General features: G+C 68.5%; 18 protein-coding genes. 10 read left to right on the top strand and 8 right to left on the bottom strand.

Going from position 1 to position 17623, the window contains the following annotated elements; translation table 11 throughout:
- Nucleotides 1-236: 236 nt before the first annotated feature.
- The 3 genes from WME82_RS33680 (at nt 237) to WME82_RS33690 (ending at nt 3295) form a co-directional block, all read left to right on the top strand.
- Nucleotides 237-605 carry a hypothetical protein gene (locus WME82_RS33680; protein ID WP_438038643.1) on the top strand — a complete coding sequence of 123 codons (369 nt, stop codon included), beginning with the start codon at nt 237-239 and terminating at the stop codon, nt 603-605.
- Nucleotides 602-916, top strand: a complete 315-nt coding sequence (locus tag WME82_RS33685; RefSeq protein ID WP_438038644.1) for a DUF3817 domain-containing protein — start codon at nt 602-604, stop codon at nt 914-916. Before WME82_RS33680 ends, WME82_RS33685 begins: the two co-directional genes overlap by 4 nt.
- A 1455-nt stretch (nt 917-2371) precedes the next feature.
- The gene (locus WME82_RS33690) at nt 2372-3295 is read left to right on the top strand and encodes a hypothetical protein (protein ID WP_438038645.1); all 924 of its coding nucleotides are present in this window, start codon (nt 2372-2374) and stop codon (nt 3293-3295) included.
- Between the two features lie 65 nt (nt 3296-3360).
- Here WME82_RS33690 and WME82_RS33695 read toward each other — a convergent pair whose 3' ends face one another.
- The 4 genes from WME82_RS33695 to WME82_RS33710 form a co-directional block, all read right to left on the bottom strand.
- On the bottom strand, nt 3361-3765 hold the full coding sequence (locus tag WME82_RS33695) for a RidA family protein (RefSeq protein ID WP_438038646.1): 405 nt from the start codon (nt 3763-3765) through the stop codon (nt 3361-3363).
- A gap of 210 nt (nt 3766-3975) precedes the next feature.
- Complete coding sequence (locus tag WME82_RS33700; RefSeq protein WP_438038647.1) at nt 3976-4128, bottom strand: hypothetical protein; 153 nt, start codon at nt 4126-4128, stop codon at nt 3976-3978.
- A 381-nt stretch (nt 4129-4509) separates the two neighbouring features.
- Nucleotides 4510-5157 (bottom strand): acyl-CoA-like ligand-binding transcription factor, encoded by a 648-nt coding sequence (locus tag WME82_RS33705; protein WP_438038648.1) that lies wholly within the window; start codon nt 5155-5157, stop codon nt 4510-4512.
- 137 nt (nt 5158-5294) lie between these two features.
- Nucleotides 5295-5948, bottom strand: a complete 654-nt coding sequence (locus WME82_RS33710; RefSeq protein WP_438038649.1) for a glutathione S-transferase family protein — start codon at nt 5946-5948, stop codon at nt 5295-5297.
- A gap of 232 nt (nt 5949-6180) precedes the next feature.
- Here WME82_RS33710 and WME82_RS33715 point away from each other — a divergent pair, with 232 nt between their 5' ends.
- The 6 genes from WME82_RS33715 (at nt 6181) to WME82_RS33740 (ending at nt 11923) form a co-directional block, all read left to right on the top strand.
- Nucleotides 6181-7434, top strand: coding sequence for a serine hydrolase domain-containing protein (locus WME82_RS33715; protein WP_438038650.1), 1254 nt, complete (start codon nt 6181-6183; stop codon nt 7432-7434).
- Nucleotides 7435-7746: 312 nt separating this feature from the next.
- Nucleotides 7747-8148: a VOC family protein gene (locus tag WME82_RS33720; protein ID WP_438038651.1), complete on the top strand. Its 402-nt coding sequence runs from the start codon at nt 7747-7749 to the stop codon at nt 8146-8148.
- 166 nt (nt 8149-8314) lie between these two features.
- The gene (locus WME82_RS33725) at nt 8315-8644 is read left to right on the top strand and encodes an ArsR/SmtB family transcription factor (RefSeq protein WP_437740608.1); all 330 of its coding nucleotides are present in this window, start codon (nt 8315-8317) and stop codon (nt 8642-8644) included.
- Complete coding sequence (locus WME82_RS33730; RefSeq protein WP_438038652.1) at nt 8641-9081, top strand: SRPBCC family protein; 441 nt, start codon at nt 8641-8643, stop codon at nt 9079-9081. Before WME82_RS33725 ends, WME82_RS33730 begins: the two co-directional genes overlap by 4 nt.
- Nucleotides 9078-9497, top strand: coding sequence for a DoxX family protein (locus WME82_RS33735; RefSeq protein WP_437851738.1), 420 nt, complete (start codon nt 9078-9080; stop codon nt 9495-9497). Before WME82_RS33730 ends, WME82_RS33735 begins: the two co-directional genes overlap by 4 nt.
- A gap of 8 nt (nt 9498-9505) precedes the next feature.
- The gene (locus tag WME82_RS33740) at nt 9506-11923 is read left to right on the top strand and encodes an ATP-binding cassette domain-containing protein (RefSeq protein WP_437851740.1); all 2418 of its coding nucleotides are present in this window, start codon (nt 9506-9508) and stop codon (nt 11921-11923) included.
- 45 nt (nt 11924-11968) lie between these two features.
- Here the strand turns inward: WME82_RS33740 and WME82_RS33745 are convergent, their stop codons facing one another.
- Entirely contained in the window at nt 11969-12340 is a 372-nt protein-coding gene (locus WME82_RS33745) for a 6-pyruvoyl trahydropterin synthase family protein (protein ID WP_438038653.1), read from the bottom strand.
- A 694-nt stretch (nt 12341-13034) separates the two neighbouring features.
- Here WME82_RS33745 and WME82_RS33750 point away from each other — a divergent pair.
- Nucleotides 13035-13946 (top strand): M20/M25/M40 family metallo-hydrolase, encoded by a 912-nt coding sequence (locus tag WME82_RS33750; RefSeq protein ID WP_438038654.1) that lies wholly within the window; start codon nt 13035-13037, stop codon nt 13944-13946.
- 137 nt (nt 13947-14083) lie between these two features.
- Here the strand turns inward: WME82_RS33750 and WME82_RS33755 are convergent, their stop codons facing one another.
- The 3 genes from WME82_RS33755 to WME82_RS33765 form a co-directional block, all read right to left on the bottom strand.
- The gene (locus WME82_RS33755) at nt 14084-14872 is read right to left on the bottom strand and encodes an ATP-grasp domain-containing protein (protein WP_438038655.1); all 789 of its coding nucleotides are present in this window, start codon (nt 14870-14872) and stop codon (nt 14084-14086) included.
- Nucleotides 14873-14947: 75 nt separating this feature from the next.
- Entirely contained in the window at nt 14948-15961 is a 1014-nt protein-coding gene (locus WME82_RS33760; RefSeq protein WP_438038656.1) for an STAS domain-containing protein, read from the bottom strand.
- Nucleotides 15962-16329: 368 nt separating this feature from the next.
- Entirely contained in the window at nt 16330-17583 is a 1254-nt protein-coding gene (locus WME82_RS33765) for a hypothetical protein (RefSeq protein ID WP_438038657.1), read from the bottom strand.
- Between the last annotated feature and the right edge of the window lie 40 nt (nt 17584-17623).

Genomic DNA, 17623 nt, shown 5'->3' on the forward strand with positions numbered 1-17623 from the left:
TCGGGCTGGCCAGAAGTCGTCGAAGATTGGCACGAACGCCCCTCGCGGGACCGTCCCGGCCATGCCATATCCCGGTCGTGCCAACCGCCGAGCGATGACGGCTCGATGCCACTGGCGTCCGGGGAATCCCCTCGTTTGCGAGCCCCTGCGACCGTCTCACGCCTCGGAGCCGTCGTGGTCATCCCGAGAAGGCGAACCGTGAAGAGCGCCTCGCGCCGCGCCAAGGAGCCCCCCTCATGCCCGCCTACCAGATTCTACGGTTGATCAAGTTCTTGGGCGTCATCGTGTACGCGGGCGGCCTCATTGGCAGCTTCGTCGCCACGGTGCACGCCGATCGCAAACGCGCCGTCCACGCCGTGGCCTCCCCAGGGCTGATCGTCACGTGGATCGCGGGATACCTGATGACCACGCAGCTGCAGATTCCTTTGATGGAGCTCTGGGTCATCGCAGGGCTCGTCCTGTCGCTGGTCTCGCAGCTCGCCCTCGTTCGCAGCGTCGCGCGCGACCGGCGCACGCTCGGCGCGTTCGTCTCGACCTTTGCCCCTCTCTTCGTGGTGCTGCTGATGATGGTCTTTCGGCCCACCTGGTCTGACGTCCGATCATGAGCGCGCTTCGCACCCTGCGCGTCGTCGGCTTCCTGGAAGGGCTGTCGTTCCTGGTCCTCCTCACCGTCGCGATGCCGCTCAAATACATCTTCGGCCTGCCGATCGCGGTCCGGATCGCCGGCAGCGCCCACGGGCTCTTCTTTCTCCTCTTCGTCTCCGCGCTGTTTCGCGCGGCCACCGAGCGCGACTGGCCGCGTCGCCGTTCGCTCATGGCGCTCCTCGCGTCGCTCGTACCGGGCGGGACCTTCGCGCTGGATCGGACGTTGAAGCGCGAGATCGAGGGCGACGCGGGGACTGCGCCCCATAGCTGACGCCACGGCATCGGCTCTTAGGAAGATGGCTGCGCGCGGCGAGCGGCCGCCGCGGCCTGCGCGTCGGCGCCGACAGGCAGCTGGAACGGCGTCTCCGGGCTGCATCCGCGTCCAGGCCCCGCCCTCGCTCCTCCGCGGCGGCGCCCTGCTTGACCCACGGCGCGGCGCCAGGTCGGCTCGCCCCTCGTCGCGCGCGGTTCACGCCACGGCCAGCCTGCGGTGAAGTGACCCGGCCCAGCGCTGGCGCCCCGGCGGGGCGCCGCGGCGTAAGCGCCTGGCCATCGCCATGGGCGCGCCCCCTTGCGGCTCTCTTGCGCTGTGTGCGTCAGTGAGGGCGGAATAACTCAGGTTTGCAGCTGACGGGCAAGCTTCCTGATATGTCGTGGCGCGCCGGCGCAGTCCTTCAGAGCGCCGGCGGTCTTGCCGCCTGTCACCTCGTCGTGATGTGATAGGCCCGCAGCTGAAACCCAGGTCGTTGGGCGTACCTCGTGGTCGCCCAGTGCGCTCGTTGTCCTCGGTCGAGCCAAAGCGGAGGCTTCATGTGGCCATTTGATCGAAAGAGTCCAGCTCAACAGAGCCAAGGTGCCGGTAGCGGCCCTCTGCGAGTGCTGTCCCTGCTGCGACCAGACGAGGCGAGCGCGCTCGGCGGGCTGCCCCCGGAGGCCGTTGCGGGGGCCTGGCCGGAGGGCCAGGAGCAGTCGGTCGACTCCTTTCGGACGAATCCGCGTTTCGTTGAGTTCCTTCACCACGTCATCGCGAAGGCCGGCCCCTCGGATCCTGAGTTGATAGCCGCTGCGGCAGCCCAGGAGGAGGGTTGGTTGTACGTGATTGATGCGCGCACCCCAGACGGACCGCAAGGGCGCGTACCTCCTGAAGACATCATCGGGGCATTCGAGGTTCGGGGCGGAGTGCTGGTCTCAGGCGGCTATCGGGCCATGCCGAGCCATCGCGTGCTCACCGCAAACGGGTTGCTCTCGCTCCCTCCCCGAATGCGAAGTGCGTTCTTACAAGCCCTCCGGGAGCTCGTGGCTTCCAGAGGTGCTGGAGGAGCAGCGTGAAGGTCCGGGCGCTCAATCAGGGCTTGGTGCAGAGGGTCCGGCTTGCGGCGCGCGGCGTCCTCCGGCCGCCGCGCTTGCTGCGCCGGCCCGCCGCACAAGCCCACCTTGGGCGGACGTAGATCCGTGAGAAGCGATGCAGTAGCTGGCCGAGCAGCACCGTCCGCGGGTGGTACCGAACAACCGCCCGCTCGTCTCGTGGGCGATGCGCGCCGCCTCCGCGTCGCCCGCCGCGAGCGCGGGCCCAGTCGGGGCTACCCGCCGCGCCGGGAGCGCTCGGCGGCGAGGTCCATGACGCCGGCCGCGTCGTAAGCGGCCGAGGTGTGGCGCCCCGTTCACGCGTCGCGTCTCGCGCTGCGATTTGGACGGAAAATCCGCATGGATCGGGAAGGTACGAGCTTTGCTCCCCACCGCCGTCATGAGGAACTACTTTCGTTCGCTGGTTCTCGTGGGGGCTCCTTTCATCTTCGTCGCGGCCTGCGGCGGATCGGACGGCGACATCGCCGAGCCCACCGAGGCGCCGGCAACCCCGTCGACCCCGGCGGAGGTAGACACCACTTATGAACAGATCGGGCGCGGCTGCGGCGACAACGGCTCCCTCGTTCGATCGCTGACGCACGTCCCCGCGCTCACCACCAACAACCTCTGGAGCGCCCCAGACAACGACGCCGCCGGCCTGGCCGCGTCCAAGGACGACAGTGGCTGGGGAGCGAGCCTGGGCGTCTACGAGCTCGGGTTCGAATCGATCGGGGACAACATGGAGAGCCACTCCGCCGAGCAGGCCGCACGATGCGACGCGGTCAGCGAGATCTTCGACCCCACCGGGGACGGCGCGCGGCACCGCTTCCTCAACGTCCTCGTCTACGCCGGCGATCACCCGCACGCCGAGGCGATGCCCGCCGAGGGGCTCCCCGCCGCGGTCGAGGCGCCGGTCCGCCTGAAGGGCTATCTGGACGTGGCCGAGGGCACGCGCGAGGAGATCGAAGACGGCGTCGTGTACCGGGACGCGCAGCACCAGTACTTGCCCATCTACGTTCGCTGCGAGAAGCCCATGAAGATCACCTACGAGGAGCGCCTGTTTTCACGCGAGGAGGTCGAGGCGCTGAAGATCGACACCCGCATCTGTCGCCCCGCCGCCGAGGACGGCTACAGCTGCCTCTCCGAGCGCCCGCAGCCGATCGAGGGTGCGTGCACGTTCGTGGCGGCCGACGCGAAGTACGTGGCGACGAACGGCGAGGAGCACAACCTATCGCTCGGTGGCCGCATCGAGCGCGGCGAACAACTCCGCTACGAGATCACGGTCGACCGCTTCGCCTTCCACTGAACGAGGGTCCTCGGTCTGCGAGGCAAGGACGCGCGCCGGGGCCGTCGATGCCGGCCGCCGCTGGATCAACCGGGGAGCGCGGCGGTCAGGTCCAGCTCGACCAGCTGACCGGTGAAGCCGAGCGAAGCGACCCCGAGCAGGGTGCTGGCCGTACCGAAGGCCGCGCCGAGCGCCGAGTCGTTCAGTCGCTGCCACACCGCGCCCAGCACCTGGTCGTCGTCGCTGACCACGTAAATCACCGAGCGCACCACGTCGCGGGGCTGCGCCCCGGCCGCGTTCAGGACGGTCAGCGCGTTCGCTGCCACCTGGTCGGCCTGCGCGAGGTAGTCGCCCGCGCCGACCACGTTGCCGTCGAGGTCGAGTGGGCACTGGCCGGCGAGGAAGGCCAGCCGGCCTGCCTCGACGATCGTGACGTGGTGATAACCGGGAGTTTGGTGGACGTCGGGCGGGTTGATCTTCACCAGGCGCATTGAGGGGGAAGGAAAAGCAACACAATTCGAGGATGTCAAGGGCCGTGCGCGCTATTGGCTGTGAAGGCGCACGAGGAACTCAGGATAATCGATCACGCAGGTTCCACGTCGAGCCCCAGATCGCCGAGCGGCATACGCGGCCGCGGAGAGGAGGAGAAGGCCGCCGAGGACGGCGGCAGCGCGTCTCGGAGGCGATGCATCTCGCGCGACCTACGACGCTGACCCGAGCCCGAGCGTCTGCTGGATCATCGCTTCGATGGCCTCGAACGGCTGCGCGCGGCGAGCGGCCGCCACGGTAACCCGCTGCTGCACCCGGTAATCAATACCCTTGCCATAGGCTTCCTTTCTTGTCGTGACCGGCATTGTCCAGCCAGCCGCCGACGGTCTGACACCCCTCGAAGCTGAATCAGAAGCAAGCCCGCGCCGCCGCGCGCCCAGGTGCCATGGGGGGTCTCATGCGCTGGCGTCGCGCGATGGTGAGCGTCCGCCGCCACGTCAGACGTGGCCGCCTTGGCGAAGCGGTTCGGCAAGGTCGATCCAAACGGAAGCTCTAGAGGCGCGCTGAGCACCTCTCGGATCGCAGGATCGTGGAGCGATCGAGCACCGGAACGCGGCGATAGCAGCTACTCAGGGACAATAGCCCCTCAGTGGCATTTGTCAAGAAGGCGCGCTTCTCCTCGCGCGCGCTCCTCGCCGGCAGACGAACCGGCGGCGCGCGTCAGGCGGAAACGACCGAGCCGGCGCTCATTGCGGCGAGGTGCCGCTCCCACCGCGACCGAACTCGCGCGCGAGCGTCCTGAAGGCCTCGTCCACGAGCTCAGGCAGGTCCTCGGTGGCCCCGCGCGCGATCCACGCGTCCATCGCGGATTGCACGACCGCCATCGCGCAGCTCGCCAGCACGCGCGGCGCGAGATCGTGCCGCGCGTCCAGGCCCATGCGCTCGGCCAGCGGCTCGCAGATCTCCTCCCCGCAGTGTCCCAGCCGCTCGCGCTGCCTCGCGCGGATCGCCGGCGTCCGCGCGACGAACTGCTGGATCAAGGCGAAGCGGGGCAGATCCCCCTCGTGGAACTTCACGATCGTCTTGACGGCGTTTCGCAGCGCCACGACGGGCGGCTCGCTCCGCGGGCGCGCCCGCACCGCCTCGCGCGCCGCCTCGATGAACTGGTCCATCCACGCGATCACGAGGTCTTCCTTCGACTCGAAGTAGCGGAAGAACGTCCTCCGCGAGACCTCGACCACCCCGAGCACGTCATCGAGGGTCGTCTGCTCGTAGCCGTTCTTCAGGAAGAGCTCGATCGCGGTCTCGATGATCTGCGCGCGCGTGCGCTCCTTCTTGCGTTCCCTGAGCCCCGAGGGGCCGGCCTCCTTCATGCGGGCCAAGGTACCACGCACACGCTTCGGGTGCTCCTCCATGACAAACGCTACTGAGGTGCACATTGTTCTTCGCGGTGCCCCGCCGTGGGTCGAGGTGCGGCTGCCTCGCGGGCTGCTCCTCGCGGACTTCTCAGCCCTGTCAGCGAAGACTGCGATCAGCCGGTCGATGGCTTGTCGGTGTTGACCGCCAATTGAGCGTCGAAGGCTCGCCTGTAGGCGGGCCGCGCTTCGCCGCGGGCGACATAAGCGGCCAGGTTTGGGTACTCGTCCAGAATGCCCGATAATCTCAACCTGAGCAGCACCGACACCATCATCAAGTCGCCAGCGCTGAACGCACCATCGAGCCAGCCGGCATCGCCCAGGCGAACGGAGAGCTGGCCGAGCCGAGCGCGGATGCGGTCCTCGACCAGAGGCAGGCGCTCCGCATACCAGGGCTTGTCGCCCTCCAGGATCCTGGCGGTTACGAGCTCGAGAATCGGTGGCTCTACCGTGTTGAGCGCGGCGAACATCCATGTGATCGCGCGCGCCCGAGCATTGGCATCGTCCGGCAGCAAGCCCGCATGTCGCTGGGCGATGTGAAACACGATCGCCCCTGTCTCGAACAGCGCGAGATCGCCTTCCTCATAGGTCGGAATCTGGCCGAAAGGATGAAGCGCCAGATGCTCGGGCTCCTTCATCGCACGAAACGAAACAAGGCGAACCTGGTAGGGCTGGCCCGCTTCCTCGAGCGCCCAGCGAACACGCGTATCACGCGCCAGTCCCTTGCCACCATCGGGTGAGCGTTCAAAGGCGGTAATGGTGATGGTCATCGAGAGGCTCCTCCTTGGCGAAAATCATAGACCGCGGAGGCAGACCTTTGCAACCATGGCCGAGCGCTCGCCATGAGACGTGAGGACGCGCCTCGGATGCAGCCCGGGCTCCGGCCGGTCGCGGCCCTGACGGACGGCGACGATGGCGCCGAACATGCTATAACCCGCCGCCAGGCCCTGCGACGCAGCGGATCGCGACGTTGACCGGACATGGAATGAATCGAGGGAACGAATGAACGGAGGAGACCAGATCGCGAGGGGCGTCGGAGCGATCGTAGACTCTGGCGCGCTCGCCAACGCAGCAACGATGGTTTGGCGCGACGGCAAGGTGGTTCAGCGCGCGTCTCTCGGGTGGCGAGACCTGGAGGCCAGGCTGCCCCTCGAGCATGACAGCCTGTTCCGCATCGCGTCGATGACGAAGCCGATCACCTCGACGGCGGCGCTCATGCTGTTCGAGGAGGGGCGCTTCGCGCTGACCGATCCGATCGCTCGCTGGGCACCGGAGTTCAGAGACATGCGCGTCCTGCGTTCTCCCGCGGGCCCGCTCGACGAGACCGACCCGGCAGAACGACCGATCACCTTCGAGGATCTGCTGACGCACCGCTCGGGGCTGACCTACGGGGCCTTCCATCGTGGACCCATCGCGGAGGCCTATGGGGAGGCGCTGGGAGGCGACATCGACAGCCACGTGGCGCCCGATGATTGGATCACGCGGCTGGCTGCCTTGCCGTTGCTCGACCAGCCGGGGGCCACCCTTCACTATGGCCACTCGACCGATCTCCTCGGGTTGCTCATCGCACGCATCGAGGACGCGCCGCTCGGCGACGTGCTCAAGCGCCGGATCTTCGATCCGCTTGGCATGGCCGACACCAGCTTCATCGTGCCACGCGAGAGGCGGGACCGGCGAGTCAAGAACTACGGGTTCGATGGTTCGGGCCGGCTCTCCGCGCGCCTCACCTGCCCAGGCGACTCGACGGTCCCTGAACGGCCCGATGACATGGACTATGTCTCCGGCGGCCAGGGGCTGTGGTCGACGCTGGACGACTATCTCGCGTTCGCGCGCATCTTCCTGGGAGCAGGCGCCGTGGATGGCGTGCGTATCTTGCGGCCCGAGACGCTCGTCTTGATGACCTCCAACCGCCTCACGGAGCAGCAGCGCGCCACGGCTGAAGTGGGAGGCATGCCGCTCTTCCGGGGCGGTCACGGGTTCGGGATGGGCGTCGCCGTGGTGCTCGATCCGAAGAAGGCCGAGCCCACGGTGTGTGGGGGCCGCGAGGGCGCAGTCGGTTGGCCAGGCGGCTTCGGAGGCTGGTGGCGCGCGGACGCCAACGACGACTCGGTGCTGATCTTTCTGGCACATAACATGGTCGAGCGGGACCAGCTCAGCAGAGGCATCGGCCTGGGAGTCTACGAAGCCATCACCCAGTTCCAGGCCCTGGCGTCGGCCGACGACCGCCGACGACCTCATCACTCAGCAGCCGGCTAACAAGCCGTCGCGGCGGACGGGGACGCGCGCTGACGCACGCATCCCCGCGGCCGAACGGCCAGACGTCAGGCCGCTCACGCGCCGGAGTGCTCGACCTCCTTGCCTGTGCTGCAGCGAGCAGCCGCCCGATGGTCTCGCGGGGATCGGAAGCTGCGCGCGGTGACGGAGGCGGCCTCGCTCTCCGAGCGGGAGCTCGGCGAGCTCCTCGGCCGCGCCCATGGAGCTGCCGGAGCAGGGCGCGAAGATTTTCTTCGAGCGACCGATGATTTCTCCGCGGGCGGGGGGTCCATGGAAGAAAAGGAGGACAATTTCATGTCCCACAAGCTCTTCGTCAGCCTGCCCATCAAGAACCTCGATCGCACCGTGGCGTTCTTCAAGGCCCTCGGCTTCACGTTCAACCCGAACGTCACGGGCGAGAAGGCCGCCTGCATGCTCATCGGCGAGCATTCCTACGCGATGCTGCTCGTCGAGCCGTTCTTCAAGACGTTCACCAAGAAGGAGCTCTGCGAGACCGCGACGCACGTGGAGGGGGCCTTCGGGCTCTCGTGCGAGAGCCGTGCCGAGGTGGACGCGATGGTGGCGAAGGTGCTCGCCGGCGGCGGCAAGGAGGCGGGGCCGCCGGAGGACCACGGGTTCATGTACAGCCGGAGCTTCGAGGACCTCGACGGGCACCACTGGGAGGTGGTGTGGATGGATCCGAAGGCCGGGCAGTAAGCCGCACGGATCTCGGCGGAGGAGAAGACACTCCCCGCGTTCATGCGCCCCTTCACGCACCAAGCGAGCTGGCTGCTTCGCAGAACCATGCCTCCCTGCTCCGACGCTCCCAGGCAGCCCGATCCGCGCGCTTGACAATCAATAAGCCGCGGCTTATAAGTCGTGGATGCAGAGCGCGGCCGTGGTCGAAGACAAGATCTTCCAGGCGCTGGCGGACCCCAGCCGCCGGGCGATCTTCGAGTCGCTCACGCGTGGCGAAGCGGCCGTGAAGGACCTCACGGCGCGCTTCGACATCTCGCAGCCGGCGATCTCGCAGCACCTCGCCACGTTGAAAGACGCCGGCCTCGTGAGCGGCCGGCGCGAGGGGCGCTGTGTCTACTACCGGGTGGAGCCGCGCGGACTGAAGCCGCTCGTCGACTGGATCACGCACTACCGCGCCTTCTGGACGGAGCGCGTCGATCGCCTCGAACAACTACTGGAGAAAATGGACGAATGAACCCCACCGACACGACCGCCCAATCGCAGACCGAATCCATTTCGTTCGAGTTCGATCTGAAGCATGCGCCGGAGAAGGTGTGGCGCGCGCTCACCGAACCGGCGCTGCTGGCGGAGTGGCTCCTGCCCACCATCGGCCTCCAGCTCGAGCCGGGGGCGGCGTTCACGCTCAAGACGCAGCCGTACCCCGGCTGGGACGGCACCGTGAATTGCCGGTTCGTCGAGATCGAAGCGCATCGGAAGCTCAGCTACACGTGGAGCGTCCCCTTCCTGGAGACCGTCGTGACCTTCACGCTCACGCCCACGGCGTCGGGCACGCGCCTGTCCCTCGTGCAATCGGGCTTCAAGCCGGACCAGAAGCAGAACTTCGGCGGCGCTCGCTACGGCTGGAAGATGATGGGCGGGAAGCTCGTCGACCTGCTCGAGAGGGTCTCATGAGCCGGGCGAGGCTCGTGGCCTACTGGGTGACCACAGGCCTGGTCGTGTCGTCCATGGTCTCGGGCGGCGTGGCCCACGTCCTCCACGCGCCAGCGAGCGTCGACGGCTTCGTGCGCCTCGGCTACCCGCTGCACTTCGTCACGCTCCTCGGCATCTGGAAGATCCTCGGCGCGCTCGCGCTGCTGGCGCCGAGATTCCCGCGCTTGAAGGAGTGGGCGTATGCGGGCCTCGTGTTCGACCTCACCGGCGCCGCATTCGCCTGGGCCGCCGTCGGCGCCAGCGACTCCACGAGCAACGCTGGCCACATCATCGCGCCGCTCGTGGTCCTCGCGCTGGCGGTGACGTCGTGGGCGCTGCGGCCGGACTCGCGCAGGTTGCCGGAACCCCTTCACAGACCGTCGGTGTTGATGACATGATCGCGAACATGGCCTCCTCCAAGCAGCACGCCGCAGACAGACAGCAAGCCGCAGACAGCCACGATTTGATCCGGGTCCAGGGCGCCCGGGAGAACAACCTCAAGGACGTCAGCGTCGAGATCCCCAAGCGGCGGCTGACGGTGTTCACCGGCGTCTCGGGATCGGGCAAGTCGTCGCTTGTGTTCGGCACCATCGCGGCGGAGTCGCAGCGGCTGATCAACGAGACCTACAGCGCGTTCGTGCAGGGGTTCATGCCGACGCTGGCCCGGCCCGAGGTCGACGTGCTGGAAGGGCTGACGACCGCGATCATCGTCGACCAGGAGCGGATGGGTGCCAACTCCCGCTCGACGGTCGGCACCGCGACCGACGCCAACGCGATGCTGCGGGTGCTGTGGAGCCGCCTCGGCAAGCCGCACATCGGCTCGTCCAACGCCTTCTCCTTCAACGTCCCGTCGGTCCGCGGGGTCGGGGCGATCTCGATCGAGAAGGCCGGCGGGAAGAAGACAGAGAAGCGCGAGTTCGTGGTCAACGGAGGCATGTGCCCGAAATGCGAGGGCATGGGATCCGTCTCCGACTTCGACCTGTCCCAGCTCTACGATGACAGCAAGTCGCTCAACGAGGGTGCGCTCACCATCCCCGGTTACTCGATGGATGGATGGTACGGGCGCATCTTCAACGGGTGCGGCTTCTTCGACCCGAACAAGCCGATCCGCAAGTTCACGAAGAAGGAGCTCCACGACCTGCTCCACAAGGAGCCGACCAAGATCAAGGTCGAAGGCATCAACCTGACCTACGAAGGGCTGATCCCGAAGATCCAGAAGTCGATGCTGTCCAAGGACGTCGACGCGATGCAGCCCCACATCCGGGCGTTCGTGGAGCGCGCGATCAAGTTCTCCACCTGTCCCGAGTGCGGCGGCACGCGGCTCAGCGAGGCTGCCCGGTCCTCCAAGATCAAGGGGATCAACATCGCCGACGCCTGCGCGATGCAGATCAACGACCTGGCCAAGTGGGTGCGCGATCTGAACGAGCCGTCCGTCAAGCCGCTGCTGGCGACGCTGCGGCACACGCTCGACTCGTTTGTCGAGATCGGCCTGGGCTACCTCAGCCTCGACCGGCCGTCGGGCACGCTGTCGGGCGGCGAGGCGCAGCGCACCAAGATGATTGGCCACCTCGGGTCGTCGCTCACCGACGTCACCTACGTCTTCGACGAGCCGACGGTGGGGCTGCACCCCCACGACATCCAGCGGATGAACGAGCTGCTGCTGCGGCTGCGCGACAAGGGGAACACCGTCCTCGTGGTCGAGCACAAGCCGGAGACGATCGCGATCGCCGACCACGTCGTCGACCTGGGCCCCGGCGCCGGCACCGCCGGCGGCGAGGTGGTCTTCACGGGCACCGTCGACGGGCTGCGGGCGAGCGGCACGCTCACCGGGCGTCACCTGAGCGACCGGGCCTCCCTGAAGCGGTCGGTGCGGAAACCGTCGGGAGTCATGAAGGTGCGCGGCGCCCGCGCGCACAACCTGAAGAACGTCGATGTCGACATCCCGCTCGGCGTGCTGGTGGTGGTGACCGGCGTGGCGGGGTCGGGCAAGAGCTCGCTGATCCACGGCTCGGTGTCCGGCCGTGACGGGGTGGTGTCGGTCGATCAGACCCCGATCCGTGGCTCGCGGCGGAGCAACCCGGCGACGTACACCGATCTGCTGGAGCCGATCCGCAAGGCGTTCGCGAAGGCCAACAACGTGAAACCCGCCCTGTTCAGCGCCAACTCCGAGGGTGCCTGTCCGACCTGCAACGGCGCGGGGGTGATCTACACCGACCTCGCGATGATGGCCGGCGTCACCACGGTCTGCGAGGACTGCGAGGGCCGGCGGTTCCAGGCGTCGGTCCTCGAGTACCGCCTCGGCAAGCTCAACATCGCCGAGGTGCTCGATCTGTCGGTCGCAGAGGCGGTCGGCTTCTTCGGCGCTGGCAAGGGGCATACGCCGGCCGCGCACGCGATCCTGCAGCGTATGGCCGACGTGGGGCTCGGCTACCTGCGGCTCGGCCAGCCGCTCACCACGCTGTCGGGTGGCGAGCGGCAGCGGCTCAAGCTCGCGACACACATGGGCGCCGACGGCGGCGTCTACGTGCTCGACGAGCCGACCACCGGGCTGCACCTGGCCGACCTCGAGCAGCTGCTCGGGCTGCTGGACCGGCTCGTCGACTCCGGCAAGTCGGTCATCGTGATCGAGCACCACCAGTCGGTGATGGCGCACGCCGACTGGATCATCGACCTCGGGCCGGGCGCGGGCCACGACGGCGGGCGGATCGTGTTCGAAGGCACCCCGGCCGACCTGGTGGCGGCGAAGTCGACGCTGACAGGCGAGCACCTGGCGGCGTTCGTCGGAGGCCAGCCGAAGGCCGCTCCGTCTCGCCAATCTCGCTGAGCGAGCCGCGTTTTTCCGTGGGCGCAAGACTTCAGACGGGTCCGACTAGGGTTTGTACGTGAACCGGGCGCGGATTGCCTCGTCGCGCAGGAGGGTCACGCAGTCGAGGCGTACGCCCGGCGGCAGCCGCGGCGCGAGCTTGTGATAAAGCACCTCGGCCATGCGCTCGCTGGAGCTGTTGAGGTCCGCAAACTCGGGTAGATGGTTCAGCGTCTTGCCATCGAACGAGCTGATAGCGTCGGCGAGCAACCGATCGAGCTCGTTGAAGTCCATGACCCCTCCGACCGCGTCGAGCCGCTCCGCCGACACCTGAGCGTGGACCTGCCACCTGTGGCAGTGCAGCGGCTCGTACTTGCCGTCGTGCAGCCGCAGCGCGTGGGCGACATGCAGGAGGCGCTCGATCGTGAGCTCGTACATCTCGGTCTCCTCGGTTGAGCGCCCCCCCGGGCGCGATCCGCTCCCGACGCCCGCCAGCACATCGGCCACGCGCGCGACCGCGAGGTACACGTCCCCTCGCCGGCGACGATCATAGCGCCGGGGCAAGAGATCCGCTGGCCCGGCCGAAGCCTCCGCCGGCGAGCCTCGCAGCAGCCGTCTTCGCGACCGCGGTCGCCTCCACGAACGGAGCAGCCGCCCGCGTGATCAGGTCATCCGTCTCCGGCGGTGCTATGTCCGAGCTGCGATGGCGTGGATCTGCTCGCCTGCGCAGCTCCACCGGATTAAGGATCCTCCGTGCCGCACGTGATCCGCCTTCACGCTGACGAGCGCCGAATCCGGGCTCGGGCAACTCGCGGCGATCTTCGCGGCCGGCGTGCTGCCCATCGCGCTTCACCCCAGGCCCTGGCTCACCGGCAAGCACGTGACCGTGCTGGGAGCGATACTCGCCTTCTGGCTGGTGTCCTGGTACCGAAAATTCCGGTACGATTGAGGGGGAGCCAGCGCGCATCGTTTGGTCTGATCGGAGGTCGACGTGGAGCTACTCGAGAATTTGCTGTGGCTGTGCAGGATCCCCTCGCCGACGGGTGAGGAACGCAACCTGGCCGACGAGCTGGCTCAACGGCTCGCAGCGCTGCCCTTGGCCTCGCCGCCACGCCGCTACGGGGACTCTCTGGTGGCGCCAGTCACGCGCGGGTCGGGAGGCCCCAAGATTCTGCTCGTCGGGCAGCTCGACGTGGCGAACGCGGGACAGCGAGGCGAAGCGCGGACGGAGAACAACCGCGCGCTCGGCGCTGGAGCCGCCGAGAAGAGCGGCCTCTGTCTGATGCTCGATCTGGCCGAGCGCCGGCCGCAGGTACACGCCGATGTCACCCTCGTGTTTCACGCGCGCGGAGCGTGCGGCTTCGACGCGAGCGAGCTCAGGCTGGTCATGAAGCAGGATGCCGAGCTCCGACGGGCCGACTTCGCGCTGGTGCTCAGGCCCACGGACAACAAGCTTCAGCTCGGCTCGGGAGGCTCGACACACGCGACGCTGGCGTTTGCAGGCCGCGCGGGGCACAGCGGGCTGCCCGGTGCCGGCGTGAACGCGATTCACAAGTTCGCGCGCGTGCTCTCTCAGCTTGCCGCGTTCGAGCCCGTACCCGACGTCGTCGACGGCCTCACCTGGTACGAGATGATGAACGCCACCTCGGCGCACGGGGGCCGGTCCGGCAGCGTCGTGCCAGACCACCTGGAAGTGAACGTGCACCATACGTACGGTCCCAGCACGAGCTCCCACGCCTCACAAGAGCGGCTGATGGCGCTCGTGGACCGCGTGGGGGCCGTCCGGTTCGAGGAGCTCTCCCGTCCGGCGCCGCCGAACCGGAACCACGCGCTCATCGCTGCTCTCGAACAAAGCGGCGTTCAAGGCGTCGAGGCCCGGCAAACCTGGTCGGAAGTGGCAAGCTTCACGACGCTCGGGATCCCGGCGGCGAATTTCGGACCGGGCGCGGAGCGGACGATGCACGCCCTGAACGAGGTGACGGAGCTTTCGGAGCTCGCGCGGGCGCAAACCATCCTCGACCGCTGGTTCGCCAAGATGACGTGACTTTTGTCGGCATCTTTAGAGAGAGAAAAAAATTGAACAGGGAGGCGGGGAGACAGGGAGATTCATGGGACTTCACTCCCCATCTCCCCGCCTCCCTGTGAATCTCCCGGAAATTTGGGGGGGATACTTCAGATCCCTCACCCGACACGCCGCAGCCAGCGCTGCTCTGCCTCCGAGACCATCCTGCGCGGCACGGTTGCCCGCTGCAGCACGGGGAGCACCCTTGCCGGGTTGCACCCGCAGAGCCCCGAGGCCCAGGCGGGATTCGCCTCGACAACGCCCCAGCCCCGCCCTGCCATGCGCCCGACGTCCACGACCACCGCGGGCGGGAGCTCGACGTCGGCGTCGGCGAGCACCGCGCAGATGGACGCGGATGCCGCCTCGACCTCCTCTGAATCCGCCTCCCAGTCGCCCGCCGCGGTGCGCGCGATCTCCCCGCCGCGGATGTAGGGCGAGAGCGCCGCCACCTCGCGCTCCAGCACGAAGCACCGGAACTCCACCTCGAACACGACGGGCTCGCTCACGAGGACGGGCAGATCCAGCGGCAGCCGCGGGTCCGGATCCATCGCGGCGCCGTCCGCGTACACGCGCGCGGGGAACAGCTTCTCATCCGTTGGCTTGATGAACGCAGGCTCACGGAGCGCCAGCGCATCCTCGAGGGTCGTGAGGCGCACGCCGCGAAGGCGGTGGCGCTGGGGCAGGCGAGGCAGCCAGTCGGCGGTCGGCTCGAGCAGCGCGACCTCGAGGTCGTCCATGATGGCGTCGGCGAGAATGGTCTCGCCGTAGAGCACGGGGTCGCGCGCCGCGAGCCCCTCGGGGCAGCGGAACGAGCGAAGGCGCTCGATGTCCCAGCCGACCGCGAGGGCAGCGGCGAACAGCGCGTTCGAGTCAGGACTGTAGCGCTGCGAGAGGACGAGCGTCGGCACGCGCTCGGATGTAGCACGATCCTCCGCAGCGCGAGGATCGAACGCCCGCTGTCGCTCCTCCGGCCCGGCTGAACTTCAGCGCTCTCGCGGCTCATCGAGGCGCGCGGGATCCCGCCTCTGGGCGGCGACGGCGCCAGCAGCGCCTATCGTTCGATCGCCGTTGCGGCTGGACAACAAGCGCCGAAGCCCGTCCTGGAGACTCGCGACAATCGTGACGCCATCGAAGCCCAGATCGCAGTCGATCAGCAATCTCGCCATGACCGGCGAGATGCCCGCGATGGCGCACTGCGCCCCGAGCAACGAGGAAGCGCGCACCGTGTCGCGGAGGTGGCGTGCCCCTTCCGCGTCCATGAACGGCACGCCGGTGACGTCGATGATCACATGCTCCGCCTGCGTGTCCACGATGGCCTGCAGCAGCACCTCGAGGATGCGGGCGGCGCGCTCGGCGTCGATGTGGCCGATGAGCGGCAGCGCGAGGATGCCGTCCCAGAGCCTGAGCACGGGCGTGGACAGCACGGCAATGGCGCGCTGCTGCTCCTCGCTCACGCGGAGCTGCTCCTCGAGCCGCTGGGTCCGCTCGGCGATCGCGGCCTCGAGCCGCGCCGTCTGAGCCCGCAGCTCGTCCTCGGACTGCTTGAGCTCGCCGACGTCCACGTGGATCTGCAGCACCTCGCGCACGTTGCCCGCAGCGTCGTTGATGGGATGGAGCGAGGAGGCGACCCAGCGGGCCATTCCCTTCTGGAGCGTGTCTGCCTGGACCGGATCGTAGCGAATGGTGGGCAACGCCGTGGCCTCGCCCCGCCAGAACGCCCGCTCGACCAGGGGCATCGACCCATTGGCGGATACCTGCTCGTCCTTCAGCAACCGCCACCCGGCGACGTCCCGGAGGCTCAAGCTCCAGAGCTGCTCCCACCGACGATTCACCTCGAGCACGCGGCTCTCGCCATCGTAGATCATCATGCTCACGATGCCCCCGTCGAGCAGGGCCCTGTAGCGGCGCGCGGGGGCCTCCAGCTCGGCGACGCGTCGGCGCAGCGCATCGATCTCACGCTCGAGCTCGGTGTTCGTCGGAGTTGTCTTCTGTTCCATGTTCTTTCGGTCCGCGTGCTCCGTGACGGGCATCCTCCCCGGAAAAGACGGACTCACGTGGGCTGGGTCGCGTCCGACGAGCGCGGTACAGGCGTATTGACGACACGACGGCCTGCGCCGCCAGGGGCGCACAGCGTTGTATCTCCTGTCGCGGCGAGCTTCAACCCGGCGGACGGCAGAAGGATGAGGCGCTCACTGGCATCGCTGATCACGACGGCGCGGCGGATCCAGCTGTCCAGCTCGGTGAGGTCCGGCCAGGTTCCCGGGCTCGTCTCACCATGGGATTGCCGATGATCGCCTCAACCCGGGTCGGATTGTCGGTTGTCGTCTCGACCTGGGTCGGGTTCACAGGCCCGATCGGGTCCGGCTCAGGGCGACCCCTGCTTCGCGCACGGGTCCGCCGCCGCGGCCGCGCTGCGGCCCTCCCAGAGGCGAGCGAGAGGGCTCCTCGGGCCGACCGCGCCCGCGCCGGCAAGCGCCGCCCACGTCAGGATCGGGCCATCACCCTCGAGCACGCGCAGCGGCGGCGGATATCCGGTCGCGGCGAGCTTCAGCCCGGCGGGCGTCGGCAGGAGGAGCAGATCCGGGTTGTCGAGGCTCACGCGCTCCCGCAGCAGCTCGAGCACGGTCGCGTCGCCGCCGGCAAACGGCGCGAGGCAGCGCTCCAGCAAGGGCCGCAGGGCCTTCTTCGACGCGGCGGACCGGTCGAGCAGCTGGGTCACGGGCGCGCCCGTGCGCGCGTCGAGCACCTGCCAGCGCTCGGCCCCAGGATCCCAGGGGTGCGTGCCGCCCTCGTACCGCATCGCATCGTGGGAGCGGACCGCGAGCAGGCCCTTCTCGTTGAGGGCGACCTCGAAGGTGCGCGATGCGGCCATTCGCTCGCCCGTCTTGCACGCGCGCAAACTCGCCTCGTCCCCCTGCCCGAACACCCACGCGCCGCTCTCGAGCGCGCGGTTGAGGGCCGCCTCGCTCTTCGCCGTCGCGGCGCCGAAGATCTCGGGCCAGGCGAGATCCTCGCTGCACGCCTCGCCTGGCTCGAAGGGGATCCCGATCCCGTCGGACGGGCCATCGGGGTTCGGCTGCGGCGGGAAGCGGCGCGCCCTCTTCTTCGTGGCCACGAGCAGCACATCGCGGGCGCCGACCGAGGCGAGGTCGAACGGCAGCGAGGCGCCCCGCGGGCTCGTCCACGTCCCGACGAGGTGGCCGTCCGCCCGGCAGGTGCCCGCGAACTGACCCGTCGAGCGCGCCGGGTTGCCCTCGACAAGCGCGATGTCGCCAGCGTCGGTGACCGTCCCGGCCAGCGGGATGTCGACGCCGACGTGGGCATAGAGGTAACGGCCCCGCACGGTCCCTCCGTCGCGCTCGAGCCGCGCGAAGACCTCGAGCTTCGGCCCGATCGTGCCGTGGAAGCCGCGCTCCAGCGCACAGGCGCTCTGCGGCGCCGGCGCGGCGCTCGCGGCAGGCGCTGGCGCGACGCCCACGGCCGGCGCCGACGGAGACGGCGCCGCGGGGGCCGCCGCCTTGGCCACGACGGGCGCAGCGCCCGCGGCAGGCGAGGGCGCGGCCGCAGGGCCGCACGCCGGCAGAGCGAAGACCAGCGGCAGGAACGCTCGATATCGCATGGACAGCCATTGTGCAGAACAGGACCTGACAGATCCCCTC

The sequence above is a fragment of the Sorangium sp. So ce128 genome (assembly GCF_051525245.1).
Classification (GTDB): Bacteria; Myxococcota_A; Polyangia; order Polyangiales; family Polyangiaceae; genus Sorangium; species Sorangium cellulosum_B.

Excerpts from the sequence above, each read along its gene's own strand:
- WME82_RS33680 (WP_438038643.1), top strand. The coding sequence starts at position 237 with ATGCCCGCCTACCAGATTCTACGGTTGATCAAGTTCTTGGGCGTCATC.
- WME82_RS33685 (WP_438038644.1), top strand. The coding sequence starts at position 602 with ATGAGCGCGCTTCGCACCCTGCGCGTCGTCGGCTTCCTGGAAGGGCTG.
- WME82_RS33695 (WP_438038646.1), bottom strand. The coding sequence starts at position 3,765 with ATGCGCCTGGTGAAGATCAACCCGCCCGACGTCCACCAAACTCCCGGT.
- WME82_RS33700 (WP_438038647.1), bottom strand. The coding sequence starts at position 4,128 with ATGCCGGTCACGACAAGAAAGGAAGCCTATGGCAAGGGTATTGATTAC.
- WME82_RS33710 (WP_438038649.1), bottom strand. The coding sequence starts at position 5,948 with ATGACCATCACCATTACCGCCTTTGAACGCTCACCCGATGGTGGCAAG.
- WME82_RS33715 (WP_438038650.1), top strand. The coding sequence starts at position 6,181 with ATGAACGGAGGAGACCAGATCGCGAGGGGCGTCGGAGCGATCGTAGAC.
- WME82_RS33720 (WP_438038651.1), top strand. The coding sequence starts at position 7,747 with ATGTCCCACAAGCTCTTCGTCAGCCTGCCCATCAAGAACCTCGATCGC.
- WME82_RS33725 (WP_437740608.1), top strand. The coding sequence starts at position 8,315 with ATGCAGAGCGCGGCCGTGGTCGAAGACAAGATCTTCCAGGCGCTGGCG.
- WME82_RS33730 (WP_438038652.1), top strand. The coding sequence starts at position 8,641 with ATGAACCCCACCGACACGACCGCCCAATCGCAGACCGAATCCATTTCG.
- WME82_RS33735 (WP_437851738.1), top strand. The coding sequence starts at position 9,078 with ATGAGCCGGGCGAGGCTCGTGGCCTACTGGGTGACCACAGGCCTGGTC.
- WME82_RS33740 (WP_437851740.1), top strand. The coding sequence starts at position 9,506 with ATGGCCTCCTCCAAGCAGCACGCCGCAGACAGACAGCAAGCCGCAGAC.
- WME82_RS33745 (WP_438038653.1), bottom strand. The coding sequence starts at position 12,340 with ATGTACGAGCTCACGATCGAGCGCCTCCTGCATGTCGCCCACGCGCTG.
- WME82_RS33760 (WP_438038656.1), bottom strand. The coding sequence starts at position 15,961 with ATGGAACAGAAGACAACTCCGACGAACACCGAGCTCGAGCGTGAGATC.
- WME82_RS33765 (WP_438038657.1), bottom strand. The coding sequence starts at position 17,583 with ATGCGATATCGAGCGTTCCTGCCGCTGGTCTTCGCTCTGCCGGCGTGC.